The 21677-nt window shown below is 63.8% G+C and carries 26 protein-coding genes and 1 tRNA gene; 11 read left to right on the plus strand and 16 right to left on the minus strand.

Translation table 11 applies throughout. The features are described 5' to 3' along the window. The first annotated feature begins 180 nt into the window (after positions 1 to 180). Complete coding sequence (locus GWP04_06495) at positions 181 to 834, plus strand: hypothetical protein (protein ID NIA25202.1); 654 nt, start codon at positions 181 to 183, stop codon at positions 832 to 834. Between the two features lie 12 nt (positions 835 to 846). Here the strand turns inward: GWP04_06495 and GWP04_06500 are convergent, their stop codons facing one another. Further along, entirely contained in the window at positions 847 to 2535 is a 1689-nt protein-coding gene (locus tag GWP04_06500) for a DUF885 family protein (protein ID NIA25203.1), read from the minus strand. 131 nt (positions 2536 to 2666) lie between these two features. Between GWP04_06500 and GWP04_06505 the strand changes: the two genes are divergently transcribed. Genes GWP04_06505 through GWP04_06515 form a run of 3 tightly spaced genes read left to right on the plus strand, consistent with a single transcriptional unit; the run spans position 2667 to position 5025 of the window. Then, the gene (locus GWP04_06505) at positions 2667 to 3281 is read left to right on the plus strand and encodes a TetR family transcriptional regulator (GenBank protein ID NIA25204.1); all 615 of its coding nucleotides are present in this window, start codon (positions 2667 to 2669) and stop codon (positions 3279 to 3281) included. After that, positions 3278 to 3931, plus strand: a complete 654-nt coding sequence (locus GWP04_06510) for a methyltransferase domain-containing protein (GenBank protein ID NIA25205.1) — start codon at positions 3278 to 3280, stop codon at positions 3929 to 3931. Before GWP04_06505 ends, GWP04_06510 begins: the two co-directional genes overlap by 4 nt. Further along, positions 3928 to 5025, plus strand: a complete 1098-nt coding sequence (locus GWP04_06515; GenBank protein NIA25206.1) for a 4Fe-4S dicluster domain-containing protein — start codon at positions 3928 to 3930, stop codon at positions 5023 to 5025. Before GWP04_06510 ends, GWP04_06515 begins: the two co-directional genes overlap by 4 nt. Before the next feature lie 6 nt (positions 5026 to 5031). On the opposite strand, the gene GWP04_06520 is transcribed toward GWP04_06515, so the two are convergent. The 4 genes from GWP04_06520 to GWP04_06535 all read right to left on the minus strand — a co-directional run bounded on the left by GWP04_06520 (position 5032) and on the right by GWP04_06535 (position 8147). Next, on the minus strand, positions 5032 to 5844 hold the full coding sequence (locus GWP04_06520; GenBank protein ID NIA25207.1) for an ABC transporter permease: 813 nt from the start codon (positions 5842 to 5844) through the stop codon (positions 5032 to 5034). After that, on the minus strand, positions 5841 to 6614 hold the full coding sequence (locus tag GWP04_06525; GenBank protein NIA25208.1) for an ABC transporter permease: 774 nt from the start codon (positions 6612 to 6614) through the stop codon (positions 5841 to 5843). The genes GWP04_06520 and GWP04_06525 overlap by 4 nt, the downstream gene beginning before the upstream one ends. After that, entirely contained in the window at positions 6614 to 7540 is a 927-nt protein-coding gene (locus GWP04_06530) for an ATP-binding cassette domain-containing protein (GenBank protein ID NIA25209.1), read from the minus strand. The genes GWP04_06525 and GWP04_06530 overlap by 1 nt, the downstream gene beginning before the upstream one ends. Before the next feature lie 154 nt (positions 7541 to 7694). Next, positions 7695 to 8147 (minus strand): hypothetical protein, encoded by a 453-nt coding sequence (locus GWP04_06535; protein ID NIA25210.1) that lies wholly within the window; start codon positions 8145 to 8147, stop codon positions 7695 to 7697. 196 nt (positions 8148 to 8343) lie between these two features. Here GWP04_06535 and GWP04_06540 point away from each other — a divergent pair, with 196 nt between their 5' ends. Continuing rightward, positions 8344 to 8862, plus strand: coding sequence for a DUF1684 domain-containing protein (locus tag GWP04_06540; GenBank protein ID NIA25211.1), 519 nt, complete (start codon positions 8344 to 8346; stop codon positions 8860 to 8862). A 105-nt stretch (positions 8863 to 8967) separates the two neighbouring features. On the opposite strand, the gene GWP04_06545 is transcribed toward GWP04_06540, so the two are convergent. The 8 genes from GWP04_06545 to plsY all read right to left on the minus strand — a co-directional run bounded on the left by GWP04_06545 (position 8968) and on the right by plsY (position 13799). After that, positions 8968 to 9041, minus strand: a tRNA-Ala gene (locus GWP04_06545). A 41-nt stretch (positions 9042 to 9082) separates the two neighbouring features. Next, a complete protein-coding gene (locus GWP04_06550) occupies positions 9083 to 9703 on the minus strand; it encodes a hypothetical protein (protein ID NIA25212.1) in 621 nt (206 codons plus the stop codon). Between the two features lie 4 nt (positions 9704 to 9707). Next, on the minus strand, positions 9708 to 10124 hold the full coding sequence (locus GWP04_06555; protein ID NIA25213.1) for a hypothetical protein: 417 nt from the start codon (positions 10122 to 10124) through the stop codon (positions 9708 to 9710). Positions 10125 to 10219: 95 nt separating this feature from the next. Beyond that, positions 10220 to 10753: a MogA/MoaB family molybdenum cofactor biosynthesis protein gene (locus GWP04_06560; GenBank protein NIA25214.1), complete on the minus strand. Its 534-nt coding sequence runs from the start codon at positions 10751 to 10753 to the stop codon at positions 10220 to 10222. Next, positions 10720 to 11190, minus strand: coding sequence for a cyclic pyranopterin monophosphate synthase MoaC (moaC, locus tag GWP04_06565; protein NIA25215.1), 471 nt, complete (start codon positions 11188 to 11190; stop codon positions 10720 to 10722). The genes GWP04_06560 and moaC overlap by 34 nt, the downstream gene beginning before the upstream one ends. Continuing rightward, positions 11183 to 12415 (minus strand): molybdopterin molybdenumtransferase MoeA, encoded by a 1233-nt coding sequence (locus GWP04_06570; protein ID NIA25216.1) that lies wholly within the window; start codon positions 12413 to 12415, stop codon positions 11183 to 11185. Before GWP04_06570 ends, moaC begins: the two co-directional genes overlap by 8 nt. Then, entirely contained in the window at positions 12412 to 13215 is an 804-nt protein-coding gene (locus GWP04_06575; protein NIA25217.1) for an NTP transferase domain-containing protein, read from the minus strand. Before GWP04_06575 ends, GWP04_06570 begins: the two co-directional genes overlap by 4 nt. Beyond that, the gene (gene plsY / locus GWP04_06580; protein NIA25218.1) at positions 13212 to 13799 is read right to left on the minus strand and encodes a glycerol-3-phosphate 1-O-acyltransferase PlsY; all 588 of its coding nucleotides are present in this window, start codon (positions 13797 to 13799) and stop codon (positions 13212 to 13214) included. Before plsY ends, GWP04_06575 begins: the two co-directional genes overlap by 4 nt. A 165-nt stretch (positions 13800 to 13964) precedes the next feature. Here plsY and GWP04_06585 point away from each other — a divergent pair, with 165 nt between their 5' ends. From GWP04_06585 to GWP04_06595, 3 genes are all read left to right on the plus strand, one after another. Continuing rightward, a complete protein-coding gene (locus GWP04_06585) occupies positions 13965 to 14180 on the plus strand; it encodes an FmdB family transcriptional regulator (protein ID NIA25219.1) in 216 nt (71 codons plus the stop codon). Beyond that, entirely contained in the window at positions 14177 to 14959 is a 783-nt protein-coding gene (locus tag GWP04_06590) for an S-methyl-5'-thioadenosine phosphorylase (protein ID NIA25220.1), read from the plus strand. The genes GWP04_06585 and GWP04_06590 overlap by 4 nt, the downstream gene beginning before the upstream one ends. 263 nt (positions 14960 to 15222) lie before the next feature. After that, a complete protein-coding gene (locus tag GWP04_06595) occupies positions 15223 to 15771 on the plus strand; it encodes a hypothetical protein (protein ID NIA25221.1) in 549 nt (182 codons plus the stop codon). Here the strand turns inward: GWP04_06595 and GWP04_06600 are convergent. Next, on the minus strand, positions 15761 to 16987 hold the full coding sequence (locus GWP04_06600) for a hypothetical protein (protein ID NIA25222.1): 1227 nt from the start codon (positions 16985 to 16987) through the stop codon (positions 15761 to 15763). The two genes, GWP04_06595 and GWP04_06600, sit on opposite strands and share 11 nt — an antisense overlap. Before the next feature lie 247 nt (positions 16988 to 17234). Here GWP04_06600 and GWP04_06605 point away from each other — a divergent pair, with 247 nt between their 5' ends. After that, the gene (locus tag GWP04_06605) at positions 17235 to 17987 is read left to right on the plus strand and encodes a hypothetical protein (protein ID NIA25223.1); all 753 of its coding nucleotides are present in this window, start codon (positions 17235 to 17237) and stop codon (positions 17985 to 17987) included. Between the two features lie 108 nt (positions 17988 to 18095). On the opposite strand, the gene GWP04_06610 is transcribed toward GWP04_06605, so the two are convergent. Further along, positions 18096 to 19295, minus strand: a complete 1200-nt coding sequence (locus tag GWP04_06610; GenBank protein ID NIA25224.1) for a GNAT family N-acetyltransferase — start codon at positions 19293 to 19295, stop codon at positions 18096 to 18098. A gap of 116 nt (positions 19296 to 19411) precedes the next feature. Here GWP04_06610 and GWP04_06615 point away from each other — a divergent pair, with 116 nt between their 5' ends. Then, complete coding sequence (locus GWP04_06615) at positions 19412 to 19792, plus strand: aspartate 1-decarboxylase (protein ID NIA25225.1); 381 nt, start codon at positions 19412 to 19414, stop codon at positions 19790 to 19792. Positions 19793 to 19841: 49 nt separating this feature from the next. Here GWP04_06615 and GWP04_06620 read toward each other — a convergent pair whose 3' ends face one another. Further along, a complete protein-coding gene (locus GWP04_06620) occupies positions 19842 to 20921 on the minus strand; it encodes a P-loop NTPase (protein NIA25226.1) in 1080 nt (359 codons plus the stop codon). A 53-nt stretch (positions 20922 to 20974) separates the two neighbouring features. Between GWP04_06620 and GWP04_06625 the strand changes: the two genes are divergently transcribed. After that, entirely contained in the window at positions 20975 to 21670 is a 696-nt protein-coding gene (locus GWP04_06625) for a helix-turn-helix domain-containing protein (GenBank protein NIA25227.1), read from the plus strand. Positions 21671 to 21677 lie beyond the last annotated feature (7 nt).

Genomic DNA, 21677 nt, shown 5'->3' on the forward strand with positions numbered 1-21677 from the left:
CAAGCATCGCGACGCATCCGGGCCGCTTCCGCACCGTGCTGCGTGCCGGTGCCGTCATCGGTCGTCTGTTCCGTACCGGATGGATCCGGCGGCTTCCCTGGCGAGGAGCCGCGTGGACCCAGGGCAGGGACCTGCAGACACCGGTCAAGTCGTTTCATCGACGCTGGAAGGGACGCAACCGTGGATCGTGACGCGTTTCTGGCTCGGATCCGATCGGCGGCGGCGTCCCTGTCGGCCTCTCCCGACCCGGGGATTCTCGTCCCCGAGCAGCCTCCCGGCGACCTCGCAAGCCGCTTCTGCCGTGAGCTCGAAGCCGTCAACGGAGTGCCCCACCGTGCTGCGAACACGGACGATGCCCTCCGCATCGTCCTCGAACTGATGGAAGGACATCGTTGTTTCATGTCCCGTGGACCGCTGCCGGTTCCCGGTCTCACCGGCCGCCTGATTCATGACGGATATCGGATCGTGAACACTGACGTGCCACCCGACCCGGCGGCACGCATCGAGCACCAACTCACCTACGAGACGCTCGAGGTGGGGATCACCGGAGCGGACGCGGCTTTTGCCGAGTCAGGATCGATCGTCGTCACATCGGGGCGTGAATCGCCGCGGATGGCGTCCCTGATCCCAGAGATCCACATCGCTCTGGTCCGTACCGACCAGATCTACGCGTCGCTCAGCCACTTCCTCGCCGAACACCCCGAGGTGGCGACCCGCGGAAGCAACATGGTCGTGATCACCGGGCCGAGCCGCACCGGCGACATCGAGCAGACTCTCACGCTGGGTGTCCACGGGCCGCGGCAGGTTCACGTGGTCCTCATCCCGTTCTCGTGACGGTTGATCCTGTTAGTTCCCGCGAGGCGTCACGAGAACAGAAGTGGTCCAGTCCTTGACCAACCGGTCGAGGGTCTCGAGTGGCATCATGCCGGAGTCCAGCACCGTGTCGTGGAATCCCTTGATGTCGAACCTCTCACCGAGATCCTCCTCCGCCTCGTGCCGCATCCGCTGGATCTCGAGACGTCCGATCATGTAGGCCAGCGCCTGGCCGGGCAAGCCGATGTAGCGGTCGACCTCGTTCTCGATCGTGCCGATCGACATCGGGGAGTTCTCGGCGAAGAAGTCGATCGCCTGCTGCCGGCTCCAACCTTTCGCGTGCAAGCCGGTGTCGACCACCAATCGGCCGGCGCGCAACGAGTCGGCCGAGAGCATGCCGATACGCTCCAGGGGTCCCGAGTACAGGCCCATCTCGTCAGCGAGACGTTCGGTGTACAGGCCCCAGCCTTCGGCGTACGCGGTCACCTCCGCGTGCTTGCGGAACTCGGGGATTCCTTCGAGTTCCTGGGCAATTGCGAGTTGAAGATGGTGGCCCGGGATCCCTTCGTGGTACGCCATCGCCTCCATCTCATAGCGACCCCATTGGGTCGGGTCGGATGTGTTGACGAAGAACATGCCGGGACGAGACCCGTCGGTGGCCGGTGGGAAATAGAACGCAGTCGGTCCACTCGGTGTCTCGGCGACGATGCAGTCGGCTTTCGGCAGGCGGCCGAACCAGTCTGCCATCGCGGATTTGGCTCTCGCGAGCGCACGTTCGGAGGCGGCAACGACTTCCGGACCGGCCACGAAATGTAGGTCGGGATCCTCACGTAGACGGGTGAAGATCTCGGTGAGATCCTCGGTCCCGAGAGCCTCCACACCGAGCCTGCGGTACTCGCCGGCCAGCCGCTCAACCTGATCGAGACCGATCTGATGGATCTCATCGGCCTCCAGGCGCAGTGTGGTGTGCTGGTGAACCGCCTTCTCGTAGAGTTCGTCGCCGCCCGATACCCAGGACACTCCGCTTCTCTCCTGCGGCCTGGCGAAGGGCAAGACCTCGTCTGCGATGGTGTCTCGGTACCGCTGCAACGACGGCCGAATCGTGTCACGGACGACGGCGGCGAGATGAGCTTTCCAGGCTTCGGTTGCTGCATCGTCGAAGGATGCCGGTACTCGCACATTCAGAAACGGATCCTCCTCGATGGGCAGTGCAAGCATCCCATCGAGCTGCTCGATGGTCTTCTCGCTCGTCAACGCAGGCGGTGTCCTGCCGTTGACGAGCCCCTCGCGCAGGCGCTCGGCCATCTCATCGAACACCCGAGCGAATCCTCGGTACTTCTCGATCAGCGCCTCGGCATGCTCAGGCTCCTCGATGGGAAGTTGAGGGATCAGAACGGGGATCATCGCCTGCAGTCCCATGGCATGGTTGACGGCGAACTCGGCCGCCCTCGTCTCGAGGGCGTCGGCACCGGTGGAGGCCTCGAAGATCAGCACATCCCGGGTGATCCGCTCATCCTTGTCGAGGCATGCCGGATCGATCGCTTCGGCCCGGCCGGCGAAACCGCGAAGGCGGCTGATCTGCGAATCCTCGGCCTCTCTGGATGCTTCCTCGACCTTCTCATCGAACCGGTGGTCCCCGAGCATCATGGCGTGTGTCGGGTTGATCTCCATCGTGTAATCCCAGTACTCGTCGCCGAGCCTGCACAGTTCCTCGTTCACCATCCGCCCTTTCCTCGCGCCAGGCTGCTCATCTTGACTCGCCGTGAACACAACGTCGAATCTCGGGAGGGGCCTTACATGCTCCCTGGACCCGTGTTAGAATCTGACTGACCAGTCACCCACATTGGAGCGCCATGGGTCGGATCACCGCCGATGCGAAGGTTGAGGTCCGTAACCGACTCCTCGCCACCGCGGCACAGCACTTCGCCCGGGATGGTCTCGATCGGGCAAGCATCGACGCCATCGCGTCGGGAGCGGGTGTCGCCAAGGGAACGATCTACAACTACTTCCGATCCAAGGACGACCTCTTCGCCGAGGTCATCGCGGAAGGCGCTCGACGCGCGGTGCGGCGATATGAAGCCAATCCGACGACGGGATCGACCAGAGACCGGCTCCGGGCGTTGGCAGAGGCGGACGTGCAAGTCGTGCGGGAACAGGAGCCTTTCCAGCAAGTCGTGATCAGGGAAGCACTGGCGTTTCGACGCGAAACCTATCCCCTGGTCATCGAGCACCTCGCCCCGTATGTCGGCGCCGTGGCGCAAGTCCTCGGCGAAGGAGTAACTGCGGGCGATGTACGTTCAGATCGGCCCGTTGCCCAGTTCGCCTTGGCCTTCATCGGCATCCTCGGCATCCTGTATGTGCAGCACTGGGGCTCCGGCGGAACATGGCCGGCGCTCGACGAGATCCCTGATCTCGCGGTCCTGCTGTTCTTCGATGGTGTGGGTCAAGAGCCAGGAGACCAAGGATGAGCACGTACGCGTTCATGCGCTGGCTCGAATCAACGCCATCTCGCTACGACCGTGGCATTCGCCTCTTGAGCCGGGGCCGCATCTCCAGCGTCTACGACCGCGTTGCCGAGCTGGCGGCAGGACCCGGGCTGCGCGTCCTCGACGTCGGCTGCGGAACCGGAGGGGTCACCGTGGCGTGCGCTGCACGGGGAGCCGAGACCATCGGGATCGACCGGAATGCCGGCATGCTCGAGATCGCCACCGCGAAGCCGGCCCCAGCTGCCGGGAGCGTCGAATGGGTGGAGTTGGGAGCGGCCGAGATCGAGGACCGGTTCGATCCCGGAACGTTCGATGCTGTCGTATCGTGTCTCACTTTCAGCGAGATGTCTCCACAAGAGCGCGATTATGTGCTCGGGATCATCCATGATCGGCTTCGCCCAGGAGGTCGGCTGATAATCGCCGACGAGGTGGAACCGGCAAGTTGCGGTGCCCGACTCCTCTACCGAACCTTGCGGATGCCCGTGATCGCGGCGACTTGGATGCTCACCCAGACGACCACACACCCGGTTCGCGACCTCGCCGACGCTGTGCGCCGAGCGGGCTTCGTGGACGTCGACGAGGAGCACCCGTGGCCGGCCTTCGTCATCTTGAGTGCGAGGAGACCATCATGAGCGCACTGGACTCCGTGTTCGACACGGCGTTGAGATTCTTGCCACATCGCTCCAAGACGGGGCTCTTCCCGATCGGTAATCCCGACCGCTCTTCGCCCGTAGTGGTCACGGGCAACTACACGCTCACCGTGCGACGGGTACGCAAAGCGCTGCAAGGCGAGAATGTCTGGCTGCTCGTTGCGGACAGCAAGGGCATCAACGTGTGGTGCGCCGCAGGGGGTGGTCATCTCACCCATCACGACGTGATCGCCGCGCTGCGAACGTCGCGAATCGCAGACCGGGTCGACCACCGGGAACTGGTCCTGCCCCAGTTGAGCGCCACCGGGGTCGAGCGACGTCGCGTCGAGGAGGCGACCGGATGGCACGTGACGTGGGGACCGGTCCACGCGACGGACCTCCCTGCATTCCTACGACGGGGCCGGCACGCCGTGAGGGAAGAGCGATCCGTGCGCTTCCCATTGAGTGACCGCCTCCAGATGGCGGTGATGTGGACTGCCCCGATGGTGCCGATCCTGTGGTTGATCCTGTGGCCGATCACGGGACCGCTACCGGCGCTCATCGACGCGGCGTCCGTCACAGCCATCGTGCTGGCGCTCTTCGCAGGCATGCCCTGGCTGCCGCTGAAAACGCATCGAGGGTTGCACGTCTACGGCATCCTGGCCCTCGTCGGGTTCGGATTCGGCCTTGCCCTGTTCGCCGTCGCCGAGGCAGTGACGGCAAGGAACCTCATCGCGCTCGCCGGCGCCTGTGTGATCGGGACCGGGATCGTTTCGGTGGACGTCGCCGGTTCGACACCACTGCTGTCCAGTTCGGTCAACCCGAGTGACTTCAAGGTCGAGTTGATCGCCGACCGATGCACCGGGGCAGCGCAGTGCGTGCTGGTGTGCCCGCGTGATGTGCTCGTCATGAACGGTCACACTCACAAGGTAGAGATTGCCCGGCCGGCCAACTGCATCTTGTGTGGCGCCTGCATCGTCCAATGCCCCGAAGATGCCCTCCGTTTCCGCTTCGACGACGGGAGGGTCGTCGAACCGGCGACGGTGCGAACGACACGTCTCAATCTGCTGGGCAAGCGCACGATCGGCGTGCCCTAGGATCGCTCACGCGAGCAGCAGTTTCTCGAGCCTTCTCGCCGCGATCACAACTCCCACCAGGCCCATCACGACCAGGAACCCGATGTGGTAGATCATGCTCCACTCGAAGATACCCAGGGTGAGCGAGCGGATCACGACGACTCCGTGATACAGCGGCGACAGTTGCGCCATCCACCGCAGCCACTCCGGATACACGCTGAGTGGATAGAACGTCGCCGAGAATAGGAACAGCGGCAGCGTGACAAGCTGAATGAGATCGAAGTCCTGCCAGGACCGCATGAACGAGGTAGCCGCCATGCCTGCCGCAGCGAACCCGAAGCCGAGCAGGAGCGCCGCAGGAACGGCGAGCAGCCCCCACAGCGACGACATCAGGCCCATGATCCACATCACGACGAGGAAACCCGCCGCATAGAGGGCTCCCCGAAACAACGACCACGTGATCTCTCCGATGGCGATGTCGCCGGGCGCCATCGGGGTCGCCAGTACTGCGTCGTAGATCTTCGCGTATTTGAGCTTGAAGAAGATGTTGAACGTCGATTCGTAGACGGCGCCGTTCATGGCCGCAGCACCGAGCAGCGCAGGCGCCACGAACGCCGCATAGGAGATCGGTTCCCCGGTGGGCCCCACGACGTCACCAACGAGTTTGCCCAGTCCGATGCCGATGGAGAAGAGGTAGAACAGCGGTTCGAAGAATCCGGAGAAGATGACGATCCATGCGTGCCGATACACGAGGAAGTTCCGTTCCAGGAGATGTCGTGCCCGCCGACCTCCCATCACCGACGGCGGCACGATCCTGGCCATGAGCGTTCTGGTGGTCATTGCCCCAGCTTCCTCGTGAACGTGTGGATCGCCACGAGCGTGCCTCCGACGATCCATGCCAGCAGGTATGCCACATGCACGAGCGGCGGGAAGGTCGTGCCCAGACCGAGCGCCGTCGCACGCGTCAGTTCGACGCCATGCCACAGCGGCACGGCGTAGGCGAGCGGCTGCATCCAGCCGGGAAGCTGTGTGATCGGAAAGAACGTCCCGGAGAACAGGAACATGGGAACGATCCCGAATCGGAAGAGGTTGCTCAGTCCCGTGTCGCGCTTCAGCCATGCCGCGTAGCCGCTGACCGGTGCGGCGAACGCCAGGCCGGTGAGCACCGCGGGGATCACCGCCAGCAGACCTGCACCGACGGCCACCGCCCCGAATGCAGCCATGACGAGGACGAACACGGTCGAGACGAAGACCATGCGAATGCCGACCCAGCCGAGATGACCGATGACGAGGTCCGGGATCCTGATCGGTGTGGCCAGCGTGGCGAAGTACGTCTTGGTCCACTTGATGCCCGCCATGACCGGCCACGACCCGTCACCTGCGCCCGTCTGCATGGCCGCCGCGGCGAGTAGCCCGGGAGCGAGGAAAGCCAGGTAGGGAATGCCGATCGACGCAGTCCCGGCGCCACGGTTCACGAGCGTGCCGAGGCCAACCCCCATGCCCAGCAGGTACAGCACCGGACTGAGGAAGGTCGAGATGACACTTCCCCGCCACGTGCGCCGGTACACCCGGGCGTGCGCTTCGACAACACGGATCGCAGCCGCAGCCATCAGTCGATCAGACTCCGGCCGGTGAGACGCAGGAACACGTCTTCGAGCGTGCTGCGACGAACCACCACCGTTTCGGGTTTCAGCCCGCGCTTGGCCACCTCGGCGGCAGTCCGGTCGCCGTCGTCGGTGTACAACAGGACGCTGTCGGGGAGAACTTCCGTCCGTTTCGACAGGCCCTCGAGAAGCGGCAGCGCCTCCTCCTGACGACCCAGCGGGAACCGCAGTTCGACGACGTCACGTGTCGAGTGAGTTTCGATGAGTGTGCGTGGTGATCCCTCTGCGACGATCTTCGCCTTGTCCATCACGACGAGGCGGTCACACAGCTGCTCGGCCTCATCCATGTAGTGGGTCGTGATGATGAGCGTCACCCCTCCCTGTTTGAGCCGGTAGAGCCTATCCCAGAGAGCGTGGCGAGCCTGTGGGTCGAGGCCGGTGGTCGGCTCGTCCAACAGGAGCACGTCGGGCTGGTTGATCAGGGCCCGAGCAATCGTCAAGCGCCGCTTCATCCCGCCGGAGAGATTCTCGACCTGGGCGTCACGCCGTTCCGTGAGTTGGGCGAACTCAAGCAGTTCGTCTGCCCGATCGATGATCACCGATCGGGGCAGATCGAAGTATCGCCCGTAGACCAACAGGTTCTCGAAGACCGACAGTTCATTGTCGAGATTGTCTTCCTGGGGGACGACGCCGAGCCGCGCCCGAATGAGCGATCCCTGCTTGGCAGGGTCCATCTCGAGAACTCTCAGCATTCCCTCGGTGACCGGCGATACGGCGCCGATCATCCGCATGGTGGATGTCTTTCCTGCGCCGTTCGGTCCGAGGAACCCGAACGCCTCGCCGTACTCGACGGCGAAGTCGATGGCGTCGACTGCGGTGAAATCGCCGAATCGTTTAGTGAGCGCGCGTGCGAATACGAGGGGGCCGGTCATGGGCGCACCAGAGTACACGGAGTCACGCGCCAGTACGTCGGCATTTGCGTCTCCCCGTACCGGCTGTCGCGACGGGGATGCGTGACCGGCAGTTGGATCTGCCAACCGGCTACCGGCGACATCATGCCAGGTCAGGCACGCCGCCTAACCGGGATCATGATCCGCCGGATTCCTTCATCTGTCGCGCTCCCCAGAACATGAGGAAGGCGCCAAGGTAGACGATCAGCCCGCCGAACACGTCGCCCAGGTGCCTCAGCCCACCGAAGCGCAGGTCGGCCAGGAGTTCCAGCACGCCAAGGAAACCTGCCGTGAACCCCAGTACCCGCAGCAACCACTCATAAGGAAGAGGCCACGACGCGGCGGGGCGATCTTGATGCACCCACAGTGCAAACAACACGAAGCCCGCCACGAGGAGCGTTCCGGTGAAGAAGAAGTATTCGCCGAAGATCAAGTCGAACAACACGTAGTCGACGAAGAGAAGCGCCGCTCCGAGGGCGAGAAACCGTTCACCGGATGCAAGCTTGGCGATCCTTGAAGACACCTCTGGACTCGGCACCTGTTCGGGTGGCTGGTCTGTGGGGCCGTCGGTATTGGATTCGTCGGTCATCTGGACCTCCTTCAACCGAATCTACCCCCTTCTTCACCTCTCGTGGGCTGAATCTCGAAGCTGTCCGGGTTCGATGAGGCCCCGAATCGTCCGGTGAGATCGTGAGCTTCGACGAGCGCCTGCGACACAAATGCATCGGACCACTCGGAGTCGTGTGCACGTACGTCGGTACTTGCGTCTACCCTCACCGGCTGCCGTGACCATCATCGAACTCCTCGAATATCGCCGTGAACGTGACCGGTTCTTCGCGGAGAGCTACGCGTCGCCCCTGCCGGACGAAGATCGTGCGTCGTTCACCGGCCTGTCGTACTTCCCTCCCAAGCCGGCACTTGCCGTGCGGGCATCGCTCCTTCGATCCAAAGGGACCGCCCGGATCGCCCACACGACCGGGGCCGATCGCAGCTACCACGTCGTCGGAACGGTCGAGGTCACCATCGAAGGGCGAACGCGAACGCTCACCGTGCTCAACACCGGCGACGGGGAGGCGTTCATCCCGATCCGCGACACGACCGCCGGCACCGAGACCTACGAAGGCGGCCGTTACGTCCCCGTCGAGATCCGCGATGACGGCATCGCCGTGGTCGATTTCAACCTGGCGCAGAACCCGTGGTGCGTGTACGACGACGAGTTCGCCTGCCCCCTCCCGCCACCGGAGAACGTCCTGCCGTTCCCGCTCAGGGCAGGCGAGATGACGTACGAACCACCTGCCTCCTAACCGTTCCGTTCTCGTGGCGCCTCGACGAAATAGTCCGGGTCAGGCGTCACGAGAATGGAGCACAAGACGCGCGGAAACCCCCGTCCACACGGGGGTTTCCGTAAGTGGAGGTGAGGGGATTCGAACCCCTGGCCTCTTCCGTGCGAGGGAAGCGCTCTGCCAGGCTGAGCTACACCCCCAAAGGGCGAACGGCATTGTAGTCACCGCTCCACCAAGCAGATCAGAGCCGCTCCAGGAGATCCCTTCGCAGCCGTTCCTGCACAATCGTGGTCGTCAGGTCCGAGCGGCTGCGCTCGACCAGCGCCCGTGCCACATCGGTCGTGCGCCGGAGCCCACGAGTCATCCCGTCGGGGTAGTCCAGACTGGCGAGCAGGTCGACAACGGCATCCATCGCGCCAAGTGTCCCCTCGGCTCGTTCGAGTTCACCCGCCCGAAGGAGATCGAGCAAACGCCTCCGCATCTCGCCGACCGCCTCACCGAGGCCGTGCAGATACGATCCCACCCACACACCCAGCTCGTCAGGTGTCGGCAGCGGCAGTTCGAGGCCCAGGGCATATGTCAAGCGCGCCTCGGCATACTCCTTCGCGGCATCGGCGACGAAACCGGTGAACAACACATCCGGATGATCCTCGAGCAGTTCCATGGCCTCCCGCAGCAGAACGCCCGCCTGGTCCATCAACTCCTCGCAGCGTTCCAGCTCGCCACGATGAAATGCGCGGATCGCGTTCGCCGAGCTGCGAATCATCTTTCGGGATACGGTGAGACCCTTCTCACGCGCAGCGAACTTGGCGTCGAACTCGGCACGGGCAACGGCTTCGACAGGATCGAGGCTTGGTTTCATCCGCTCAGCCGTGCGCCAGCACCCGCACCGGCGGCTCGGCCTCGTCGCTCTCCGCGTCCCTGAGATCGATCACGAGCGAGGCTTCACGACGCTGGCGAATCTGCACCAGCATTGCCAGGTACCAGGCGATGACACCGTCCATCGCGATGTGGGCGATGAGCAGGGCGGTCGAGCCGCGCCAGATCGCTACGGCGAGTGTTGCGGCTGCCAGCGAGCTGAGAACGATGAGAGCGCGGCGCCTCCGCACCAGCACTCGGCGCCGCGTGAGCATCGGCTCGATGGTTGTCCCACTGCCAACCGCTGTGAGGCGTGCGGAGAGCTGCATGAAGTCTCGCGCCGATTCGGTAGGTCGGTCCCGCCGCGTGGTGAAGACCGATGGCAACAGGAATGCAGCCCACACTCCTGCCAGCACAAAAATCACAATTACCGCCGTTGCTTCCACCGTGTCCGCCCGTCGCTCACCCCGAGATTAGGTCACCGAACCCATCTCCGACAAGTTATCAACAGGCAAGGCCGTCATGTCGAGGTCCACGGAGGGTGGCGGACTCGGTGTCCGGCAGGTTCATCGCGCAGTAGAGCGATCGCGTGACCGAGCGCGGGAGCGATCACATCCAGGGATTCCGTCACTCCACCGACAGATCCCGGCAGGTTGACGATGAGGGTCGATCCGGTGATTCCGGCGACACCTCTGGACAGCATCCCGTAAGGGTTGCTGTCGAACGTCGCCGAACGAATCGCTTCGGCGATTCCCGGCGCGAGCCGTTCGACAACGCTACGCGTGGCCTCCGGTGTCAGATCTCTCGCCGAGAACCCCGTGCCACCTGTGGTGACGACGAGGTCGAACCCTTCGGCGACGGCCCCTTCGAGAGCATCCTGCACGGAGGAAATACCATCGGGGACCACCCGAAGTTCGGTCGCGAAGCCGAGCGCCCCGAGGCGCTCCATCGCTGCCGGACCGGAGCGATCCTCGGTCTCGCCGCGGCTCACCCGATCGCTCACGGTGAGGACGAGAGCCTTCACCGTCGCCACTCTCCGGAGCGTCCTCCTGATTTGGACAGCAGCCGGACGCCTGTGATCTCGACACCCCGCTCGACGCCCTTGACCATGTCGTAGAGCGTGAGCGCTGCGACGGACACTGCGGTCATCGCCTCCATCTCCACGCCGGTTCGATCACGAGTCTGCACCCTGGCTTCGACACGTGCACCATCGCCGTGTTCGTACACCTCGACGGAAACCGACGTGAGTGACAGCGGATGACACAGCGGGATGAGATCGGCGGTACGTTTGGCGGCCATGATGCCGGCCAGCCGCGCTGCCGCCAGCGCGTCGCCCTTTGGCAGATCCCCTCCGAAGAGCTTCCCACTGGTCTCGGGAGCCATACGCACGATCGCCTCGGCGACAGCCCCGCGGTTGGTGACCTGTTTGTCGCCAACGTCGATCATGTGCACGTGTCCCTGCCCGTCGAGGTGTGTGAATTCTTCAGCCATCGAGCGCTCCGATCGTTCGAGTCTCCGGCCACCTGAACATCTCGAGTGTCACCGCGTCACCGGCTTCGAGATCGCCCACGCCGACGGGAACCAGGGCAAACGCGTCGGCGTGCGCCATCGCCGACAGGACGTTTGACGACTGTCCACCGGCGAGATCGGCAACCAGCGCATCGCCTTCGATTCCCGTGCGCACCCGCAGGAAGACGTCTTTGGCCGGATTCGTAGACACGGCCCGGGCGATCCGTCCGAGTACCTGCGGCCGGAAGAGTGCCGTGGCCCCCATCATGTGGAGCAGGGCAGGCCGGACGAACTGCTCGAACGACACGATGGCCGATACGGGGTTGCCGGGCAGGCCGAACAGCGGCGTCCCTTTGATCTGCCCGAAAGCGAACGGCTTGCCGGGTTGCTGCGCGACCTTCCAGAACGCAACGGTGCCAAGATCGGCAAGGACAGCCCTGACGAGGTCGTACTCCCCCATCGACACCCCGCCGGACGTGATGACGACGTCCGCCGTCCCTGCTGCTTCTTCCAGGGTCGCCCGGAGCGCCGCCGTATCGTCACCGACGATCCCGAAGTCGACCGTATCGACTGCCAGGTCGGCCAGTAGAGCTATCAGCGTCGTTCGGTTCGCCTCCCGGATCTTTCCGGGCTCCGGCACCGCCGTTTCTGGCGGCAGCAGTTCATCTCCCGTCGATAGCACCGCGACGACCGGACGCCTCCTCACCAACGGCTCGACGACACCGAGCGACGCGAGCACCCCGAGGTGCGCTGGGCTCAGCCGCTCTCCTCTCTCGAAGACGCGTGCCCCCGCCTCCATATCTCCGCCCGCAAGCCGAACGTTGGATCCAAGCGCGCGGGACGCCAGAATCTTGACGGACCGGTCACCGGGCTCGGTCACCTCGACCTCCACGACGGTGTCTGCACCGGCAGGCATCGGGGCGCCGGTCATGATCTTGACCGCGGCGCCCGGTTCGACCTTCCGGGTGGGCACGCTGCCCGCAGGCACATCCTCGATTACGCGAAGCTGCACCGGGATCTCCTCGAGGTCCGCCGCTCGGACCGCATATCCGTCCATCGCAGAGTTCGGGAATGGGGGAACGTCGTGCGGTGCCTGGATCGGTTCTGCGAGGACGAGACCTCTTGCCTCCTTCAGTGGGACCCGTACCGAATCGAGACTGCCGACCGCCGCCAGTATTTCGCGCTGGGCTTCACGGCGTGGTTTCACACCAGCCCTTTCAGGAATTCTCGATAGCCCTCTCCGAGTTCGGCGTGGGCCAGGCCGAGCACCGTCGATGCTTCCAGCAGCCCAGCCGGGTTTCCCACATCCAGCAGATCGTCGGGCGAGACGAACCCGTCGCAGCGTCCTTTCCGACCGAGACCATCGATTGCATCCGTAAGCTGGATCTCACCCCCGAACCCCGGAGCAAGACCGTCGAGCACCTCGAAGATCTCCGGCGTGAAGATGTAGCGACCGATCAGTCCGAGGCGCGACGGCGCTCGTTCAATGCCCGGCTTTTCAATGGCGCCGTGAACCTCGACGACTGCCTCCGATCGCCAAGCGCCCGGGACGATCACCCCGTAGCGTGCAAGGAAGTCGTCGGTGAGATCCCGAAGTGAGACCATCGACGTCCCATCGAACTCCACAGTCATCCGATCGAGAACATCGATGCGGGGAATGTTGTCGGCCAGCATGCAGAAAAACGTCCGGCCGGCCACCGCTTCCCGAGCAGTCAGGACGGCGTGACCCAGGCCGAGCGGCTCTGGTTGGGTCACCGGTGTGATCTTCATGTGCTCCAACCCCGGAAGCGGCCCTTCGTTGAAGAAGTGGTCGTGGATGAGCGAGCCCACTCCCGGATCGACGATGATGACCGCTTCGGTGGCGCCCGCCCTGGCAGCCTCCTCCACGCCGTACTGTATGGCCGGTCGGTCGACGATCGGAACGAGCGCCTTCGGAACGACGCGCGTCGCGGGACGCAGACGGGTTCCCCTTCCCGCAGCAGGGATGACCGCAACTTCGATCCTCATTCCTCCACCACCTTGCGTTCGATCCCTCTCAGGAGCCGTACGATGTTGCCGCGGTGACGGTACAGGACCAGTGCGACGGCTGCACCCACCCAGATGAGTGCCCACCCCCGACCACCCGTGAGCCATGCGCCCGGAACCGCTGCGAGCGTGACAACGATCGAACCGATGGCGGCGATGCGCGTGGTAACGACAAGAGCTATGAACACGACGAGGAGGACCGCCGTAGCCACGGGGAACAGAGCGAACATCACCCCGGAGAGTGTCGCTGCCCCTTTGCCGCCTCGGAAATGATGGAACACCGGGTAGCAGTGTCCGACCACTGCGGCGAACCCTGCTGCGGCACCAAGCGCGGGACCACCGATGGCCGTCCCGACCAGGGCGGCGAGCAGGCCTTTCAACAGATCGAGGCCGAGCACGGTCACGCCGGCGGTCTTGCCGATCGAGCGGTAGACGTTGGAAGCGCCGGGGTTGCCACTCCCCTTCGAGTAGATGTCCAATCCCTTCGCGCGCGCAATGAGGACAGCGAAATCAACGCTCCCCGATAGATACGAGCCGAGCACCACGGCGATCGAACCCAACGTCATGAACTTCGAGTGTACCGGCGAATGACACGAGTCCTGATCACGCGGATCCGACCACGAGAACGATGACCGAAGTGCCACTCTCAGCGGCACCAGCCGGCCCGTTATCCGCAAGCACCTGTCGCCTTGATATCATTCGGGCGCAATCCATCACTGTCTCGAGTTCTCATGCCCACTTACGAATACGTCTGTAAGCGATGCGGAAAACGGTTCGACGTTTTCCAGTCCTTCTCGGAGAAGCCCCTCAAAACGCACGACGAGTGCGGCGGCACACTCCAGAAGGTCTTCCATACTGCCGGCATCATCTTCAAGGGATCCGGCTTCTACGCAACCGATTCACAGACGACCAAGAAATCACAGACAACCAAGAAAGGCGAAGAATGATCGGTGTATTTGGTGGCACGGGGTTCTACGAGTTCCTCGATGATGCCCGTAGCGTCCGGGTCGACACTCCCTATGGGGATCCGTCGGCATCGTATATGGTCGGCACGATCGAGGGCGTTGACGTAGCCTTCCTGCCCCGGCACGGCGAACACCACGAGTTCCCGCCACACAAGGTCAACTACCAAGCCAATGTGTGGGGAATGAAGGATCTCGGAGTCGATCGCATCATCGCCCCATGTGCCGCCGGAAGTCTGGTGACCGAGTACGCACCAGGGCACATCGTCGTCGCCGATCAGCTCGTCGATCGAACATGGGGTCGTGCATCGACATACTCCGACGGTCCGGAAACGACTCACATCTCGTTTGCCGATCCCTACTGCTCGGAGCTACGCCCGCTGGCGCTGGAAGCCGCGAGGGCCGCGGGAGCGACCGTGCATGACGGCGGAACGAACGTCATCATTCAGGGCCCGCGCTTCTCGACGAGGGCAGAGAGCAGGTGGTTTGCCGCCAACGGCTGGCATCTCGTGAACATGACCCAGTTCCCTGAGGCGCCTCTGGCCAGAGAACTGGAGATGTGCTTCGTCAATCTGGCGGTCGTCACCGACTACGACGTCGGTGTCGAGGGGAAGACTTCCGCGGTCACGCATGCGGAGGTCATGCGTCTGTTCGACGAGACCCTGGGCACCCTCAAAGAGACGGTGCGACGGCTGATTCCGATGGCCGAGACGGCGCCCCGAGCATGCTCTTGCCAGACCGCGTTATCCGGCGCCACAGGCTAGGAGTCCGCTGAGCGATACGGGTACGGGGACACGTACTTCATACTTCGTATTTCGTACCGCGACCTCAGGTCGACATGAGACCGCGGGGCGGGCGTGACGGCTCAGGGACAACAAGGCACAGACGTGCACCACGTCAAGACGGAGAGCGCGGTGAGCGGACTAAAGCAGCCTTGCCCCTGGAGTAGGGCGGAACACGTTCCCTGTATCGCCCGGCGGACCGCAACCCCCTTCCCGGCTCGCCTTGTTCGCGGTACGTTCACGGGGTGTACTGGTTCACGCGTCCGCCCTACCTTCGCTGGGCGGGCGCGGTACTGATCGTCATCGTCGCCGCCTGGATCGATCTCCGACCGGCAGACACAGTCGCCTATCCATTCGCGGCAGTGGACATTGCATCCGGAGCGAGCATCGATGCGGGCATCATCGAGTGGCGCCAAGCACCGAAAGGGCTCCTCCCCACCAACCCCGAAATCGGTGGGACGGCCCGGTACGCGATCGCAGCAGGTGAACCCCTCCTCCCCTCCCTGGTGTCCGGAGCGCGCCCTGCGATCCCCGACGGATGGTGGGCCCTCTCGACGGAGTTACCCGAGAGCGTCATTGCCGGTCAGTCGCTTCGGATCGTCATCACCGGGTTGGGTCTTGGACCCCAAGCGGTCCCCGGAATCGTCATCGAACCCCCTCCACGGGCCGATCCGCTCGGCTATGGGGACCCCATCGGTCTCGTCGCCGTCCCTGGTGACTTCGCCACTGCGGTCGCTGCGTCGGCGGCGGAGGGAAACCTGAGTGTTCTCGTCGGCCCCGCCGTCACGCCGTAGTAGGAACAGGGTCGGCCGAGGACCCGGCCGGCGCATCCACAGCGACCAGTTGCAGGTCGAACAATGTCCAGCCGTTCTCTCTTCGGCAGGTGAGGTCGCCGCCCATGAGCCGCGCAAGCCGACGTGCCACATGCAAACCCAACCCGATCGACCCCGGCACCCCGTGCTGTCTCGACGACACGTAATACGCGTCGAAGATGCACTCCTGCTCTTCACTGCCAATTCCCTCGCCATCGTCCGCGACCACGACACCGACCATCGCCCCACGTTCCTCGACGCTGACCTTGATATGCCTGCCGCCGTAGCGGACCGCGTTCGACAGTAGATTCCTCATGATCTGCCGGAGCCTTCCGGGATCGGCGAGCACGCAGACATCGGGCGGAACAGCCGGCGGTACCTCTTGCAGTCCTTCACAACAGTCCTGCAACCGTGCGAGATAATCCGCCAGCGGAACAGCCTCCAAGACAAATCTCAATTGTCCTGCCTCGTCGCGCGCCGCCACGAGGAGATCCTCGACGATCACCTCGACTTCGTCTGCTTGGCCCGCAAGAAGGCGCGCGAGATCCTCGACCTCCGAGATCGAGAAGCTATCCAGCCGATCACGTAGTTCGTGGGCGAGGCCGACGACGACCGTGAGTGGGGTGCGAATCTCATGGCTGACGCCGGCCAAGAACTGGTCCTTGCCCTTGCTGAGAAGCTCCAACTCGTCGACACGACGGCTACGGGCCAGCAACCGAACAAGGAAGAGCGTCAGGATGATCGCCAGAACAAGCGCTGCCGGTGTCACCCATCGGAGCGCAGTCTGTGCAGTCCGCGCGTCGCTGAGAGCTGCATCCAGTTGCTCCGCCTCCTTGACTTGAAGGGCAAGCAGGCTTGACCGGAAATCCCTGTCGACCGGCATGATCTGACTGTTCAGCGTCACGTTGGCGGCCGACTGGCCGGCCGACCGTAGGCTCACGACGTCGATCCACAGACTCCGGAATCGAACGGCGAGCTTATCCGCTCCGGACGTCGGTTCCGCTTCCATCAGGCCGTCGGCGATTTCGGAGAAACGATCCCCGGACGCAAGGAGGCTTGCGTTTCCCGCTTCAGGCCTCGGGCCGGCGTCGACCGCGTACGCCGCCCAGTCCGAAATGGTCGCCTCAACCACCTGGAGTTCCTGCTGCATCCCCCCGATCGCGGATTCTTTCACTGCCTCTTCGCGCAGCCGACTCATACTCGACATGCTCGCGTACACGGCTCCAAGGAGAGCAGCCAACGACAAACACAACAGCGTGGCCGCGCCCCATGTGAGCCGGTTGTGATAGTTGGTCCGCACACTGCCCTATCGGCGGCTTCAGGTGGTTCTTGAGCCTGCGACAGCCGTGAGCCGGGGCGTCGTCGGCAGGGCGTCAGCTCAGCGGAGTCATGTTCGTCGAGCCCAAACCACGGGAAGATCTTCTGTGCGGCTATGCTCCAGCGCCGTGCTCCAGGCAATCATCTGGGGGCTCATTCAGGGCCTCACCGAATTCCTTCCTGTCTCCTCGAGCGGCCACCTCGTGCTGGTGCCGGCGATCCTCGGCGTGGAGCCGCCCGACCTGGCGACGACCGCGGTGCTCCACCTCGGAACCCTGATCGCAGTACTCGCCTACTACCGACGAGACATTGCCGCACTTTTGCGGTTCGACGACAAGGCACGGCACCTCTGGTGGCTGCTGATCGTCGGAACACTGCCGGCCCTGATCGGTCTCGCCCTCAGGGATCAGATCGACGCCTTCCAGCAGTCCTACACGCTCGTGGCAATCGCCTTGCTGATCAGCGGAGTGGTGCTCCTCGCATCGCAGTTCATCAACAAACGAACCCGGACCGTCGAGGAAGAAACCACCGCTGGAGCGCTGATCATCGGGATCGCTCAGGCGCTGGCCATGGTGCCAGGCATCACCCGCTCCGGGATGACGATCACAGCCGGGCTCGGACGCGGACTCGACGCCGAACAGGCCGCTCGCTACTCGTTCCTTCTCGCCATCCCTGCAATCGCTGGAGGAGGTTTGCTCGAAGCGGTCGAATTATCGAGTGCCGGAAGCCTCACGACATCGGTATGGGTCGCCATGGCGGTCGCAGCCGTGTCGGGCTATCTGGCAATCGCCTTCCTCATTCACGTCCTCGTCAAGCGAGGTCTCGTGCCCTTCGCCATCTACTGTCTCGTGGCAGGAGCGGTGGCGCTCGTCGTGCTGTAGGTCATCAGTCGGCAGTCATCAAAGCGGTCCCGTCGCGACGGCACTGCGTCAACTACCGACGCCTGAAGACAGAGAACCGGCAGGTGTCATGCATTGTTCAGCGGGCTCCTAGAACCCGACAACACACCAGGTCGGCTCATGCCAACCGAACATGAGGTCGGCGCGCCGCAGGGTCTCGGCATCACCCTCCGCCATAGAAGCACCGGCAAGCGTGACGAAATCGTGTCCGCCGAGATAGGCCATGCCGAGCGCCTTGATATCGAGGCGCAGATCGGGTTTCGCTTCGGTACGACGGCACGTCGCCCCGTCCGGTCCACCTTCCAGCAGATATCGGCCCGCTACGTCGCCCGGTCCGGTGACCTCGAGCACGACCCGATCTTCCGTGCTGTACCGACGCCCGGCAAGAGCCCGCTCGACGTCGAGGATCCGCAGCCAGATGCCCTCGGTCACGCTCTTCGTCAGGCGGCGGGGATTCGCCAGCATGTGCTCCAGCGGCTCGCGCACCGGGCGGCCCCTCGCCTTGATCGTCTCGATCAGATCGATGCCGAACACGTACCGCCACAAGTCCCGGTAGGCGTCCTGAGTGATGGCGATCAGCTCCGCGACGACGAGTTCGGACCTCGCCTGGCCGTTCTCCCACTTCTCCTTCACGCGGTACCGCACGTACCCCTGGGGTACTCCGTCGGGTTCGAACAGGCCGAAACGGTTGGCCGTAGCCCCATCCCTCCAGGGTTCGAGGTCGGCCAGATCGATTTCCCACTTCCGTTCGGTGCGACGGATCATCCCCGGATAGCGCCGCCGGACGGTCTCGTAGACGGACGGGAACTGCCGCAGCGCCTCGTCCTTGTCGATGATTCGCACCGCCGGTGGTGCATCCCCCGACAGCCTCGCGTGTATCCGCTCGATCTCCCTGCTTGCGTGCCGGGTAGCGACCCCGAATCCGTAGCGGCCGTAGATCGAACTCTCCGACGCCCACAGGATTGACAGGGGTTCACCGTGGCTCCGGCTGTCGTCGAAGAGTCGGGCCATCATCTCGTTGAGGATGCCCCGACGCCGGTGAGATGGCAGGACCCCGATGGCGGTGACGCCGCCGGCGGGGAGCGACCCGCCGGGCACCGTCATCTCGAAGGTCAGGTTCGCGCCGGTCCCGACGATCCGGCCGTCGTCGAACGCACCCACGGTGCGATCCAGTTCGATATGCTTCTTCTCGACCTCGACTTCTTCCGGTTTCGGATCCCACGTGAACACGTGTGACAGCACGTTGATGTAACCGTCGAACTCGTCCGGACGGATGGGGTGGTACTCCATACGGCCAAGCTAGCGTCTCGACATGCATTCCTTGCCCTGTTTTGGCGGCCAGGAACGTTGTGTGCTCTACACTGGTTGTCACCAGTTGCCGGATACCTTCCGAAAGGATTCGAGCCATGTACGTCACACTGATGAAGTCGAAATTGCATCGCGTCGTCGTCACGCATGCCGAACTGGACTACGAGGGCTCCTGCGCCATCGACAACGACTGGCTGGAGGCGGCAGGAATCCGCGAGAACGAACAGGTCCACATCTTCAACATCGACAACGGCGAGCGATTCATCACCTATGCGATCAAGGCGGAGCCGGGGAGCAGGATCATTTCTGTCAACGGAGCCGCAGCGCATCGAGCCTCGCCAGGCGATCGGGTCATCATCGTCACCTACGCAGCAATGGACGACGAAGAAGCGGCATCACACCACCCGACGGTGTTGCACTTCGATGAGAACAACACCGTCACCCGTGTCGCTCACGGCGTTCCGGTGCAGGTGGCCTGAGCGCCCGCCGAGGTGAGCCGCCCGGTTTCCGGTACCGGGCGCCCGGCCTCTACTTGATCACGAGCTCAGGATGCGTACGCACCTGTGGCTTGGTCTTCTCCAAGGTATCGGTGAGCTCATCGAAGGCGATATCCGCGTCGCTTCCCGGAGCAGCCACGGCCACCGGAATGCCTTCATCGGCGCCCGCACGCATGGCCGGAACCAGCGGGATCCGACCCATCAGCGGGACCTTCAACTCGCGTGCGAGTTGCTCACCGCCGCCACTGCCGAACAGCGGATAGCGTATGCCGTCATCTCCGGTGAACCACGCCATGTTCTCCACGACCCCGATCACGTCCTGATTGACCTTCTCGGCCATCAACGCCGCCTTCTTGGCAACACGTTGCGCCGTCGCCTGCGGCGTCGTGACCACGAGCACCTCGGCCCGTGGAAGGAACTGTGCCAGCGAGATCGCCACGTCGCCGGTGCCTGGAGGAGTGTCGATGAGCACGTAGTCCGGCTCGTCCCAGAAGACGTCGGTGAGAAACTGCTCGAGCGCCTTGTGCAGCATTGGGCCGCGCCAGATGACCGCCTGATCGGGTTGCACGAAGTAGTCCATCGACATGACGCGGACTCCATAGCCCTGCGGTGCGATCAGCGAACCGCCGACGACCCCCGGCGGGCTGAGCACACCGAGCATTCTCGGAATGGAGAACCCATACACGTCTGCGTCGATCACTCCGACGCTGCGGCCCCGAGCAGCCAAGGCAACGGCGAGGTTCACCGTCACGGACGACTTGCCGACACCGCCTTTGCCACTGGTGATCGTGATGACCCTCGTGTGAGAGCCCGGACCGCCCACGACCTTCTTCTCAGGACGAAGCCGGGCCATGAGAGCGTCGGCCTCCTCGTCGGAGAGAACGGCCTGCTGCACCGTGACATCGACGATCCCGGCGACAGACCTGGCAGCTTCCTCGACGGCTGCGGCGAGACGATCGCCGTACGGGTAGTCGGGATCGGCGACGGAGACGTCGACGACCGTGCGCCCCTTGTCGACGGTGACGGCCCTCACCGCACCCAGTTCTTCGAGAGTTCTCCCAAGTTGGGGATCGACGACCTGCCCGATCGCCGCACGTACCGCATCGTTCATAGCAAGTCCTATCTGCGCAGTGTTTAGAAGCGTTTCAAAACTATAGTGACGCTGTGGACATCCGAAACCTAGAGCAGACGCTCAACGATCTCACGGCCACGCTGGGCGATCCCACCCGACGCTCCATCTATCTACGGGTCCGATCTTCGCCCGCGCCCCTCACTGCGACGATCATCGCGAACGAATTCGCCATCCACCCCAATGTGGCTCGCCATCATCTCGATCGGCTCACCGAAGAGGGCTACCTGGAGGTCACGAGACGCCGTCCCACAGGCAAGACAGGACCCGGCGCCGGAAGACCGGCGAAGTGTTACGCCCCCACCGGCAAAGAGATCGATCTGCAGTTCCCGACCCGTCGCCACGATCTTCTGATCGACCTCCTCGTACGCATCGTCCTGCATCTCGCCCCTGAGGACGGACTTCAGGTCGCACTCGAGATTGGCCGTAACTTTGGTCGCGAGCTCGCCTCGGGCATGGCCGCAACAGGCGGCAACGACTTGACGATGTCACTCGAGACTGTCGCAGCGTTGATGCAGAGCGAGGGTTTCGAGATGATCACCGATCCTGCAGGCGAGAAGCTGCTGACCCAGCATTGCCCGTTCAGCGCCGGCAAGTTCGAGCATCCCGAAGTACTGTGCTCGCTCGATCGAGGCATCATGACCGGGATCTTCGAAATCGTCGACCCGCAGCGAGCAGCAGCACTGGAAGTCAATCTGGGGATCGATCACGCCTGTGTGACCACCGTCTGACCAGCCG

The organism is Gammaproteobacteria bacterium (assembly GCA_011682695.1).
Classification (GTDB): domain Bacteria; phylum Actinomycetota; class Acidimicrobiia; order Spongiisociales; family UBA4744; genus BMS3Bbin01.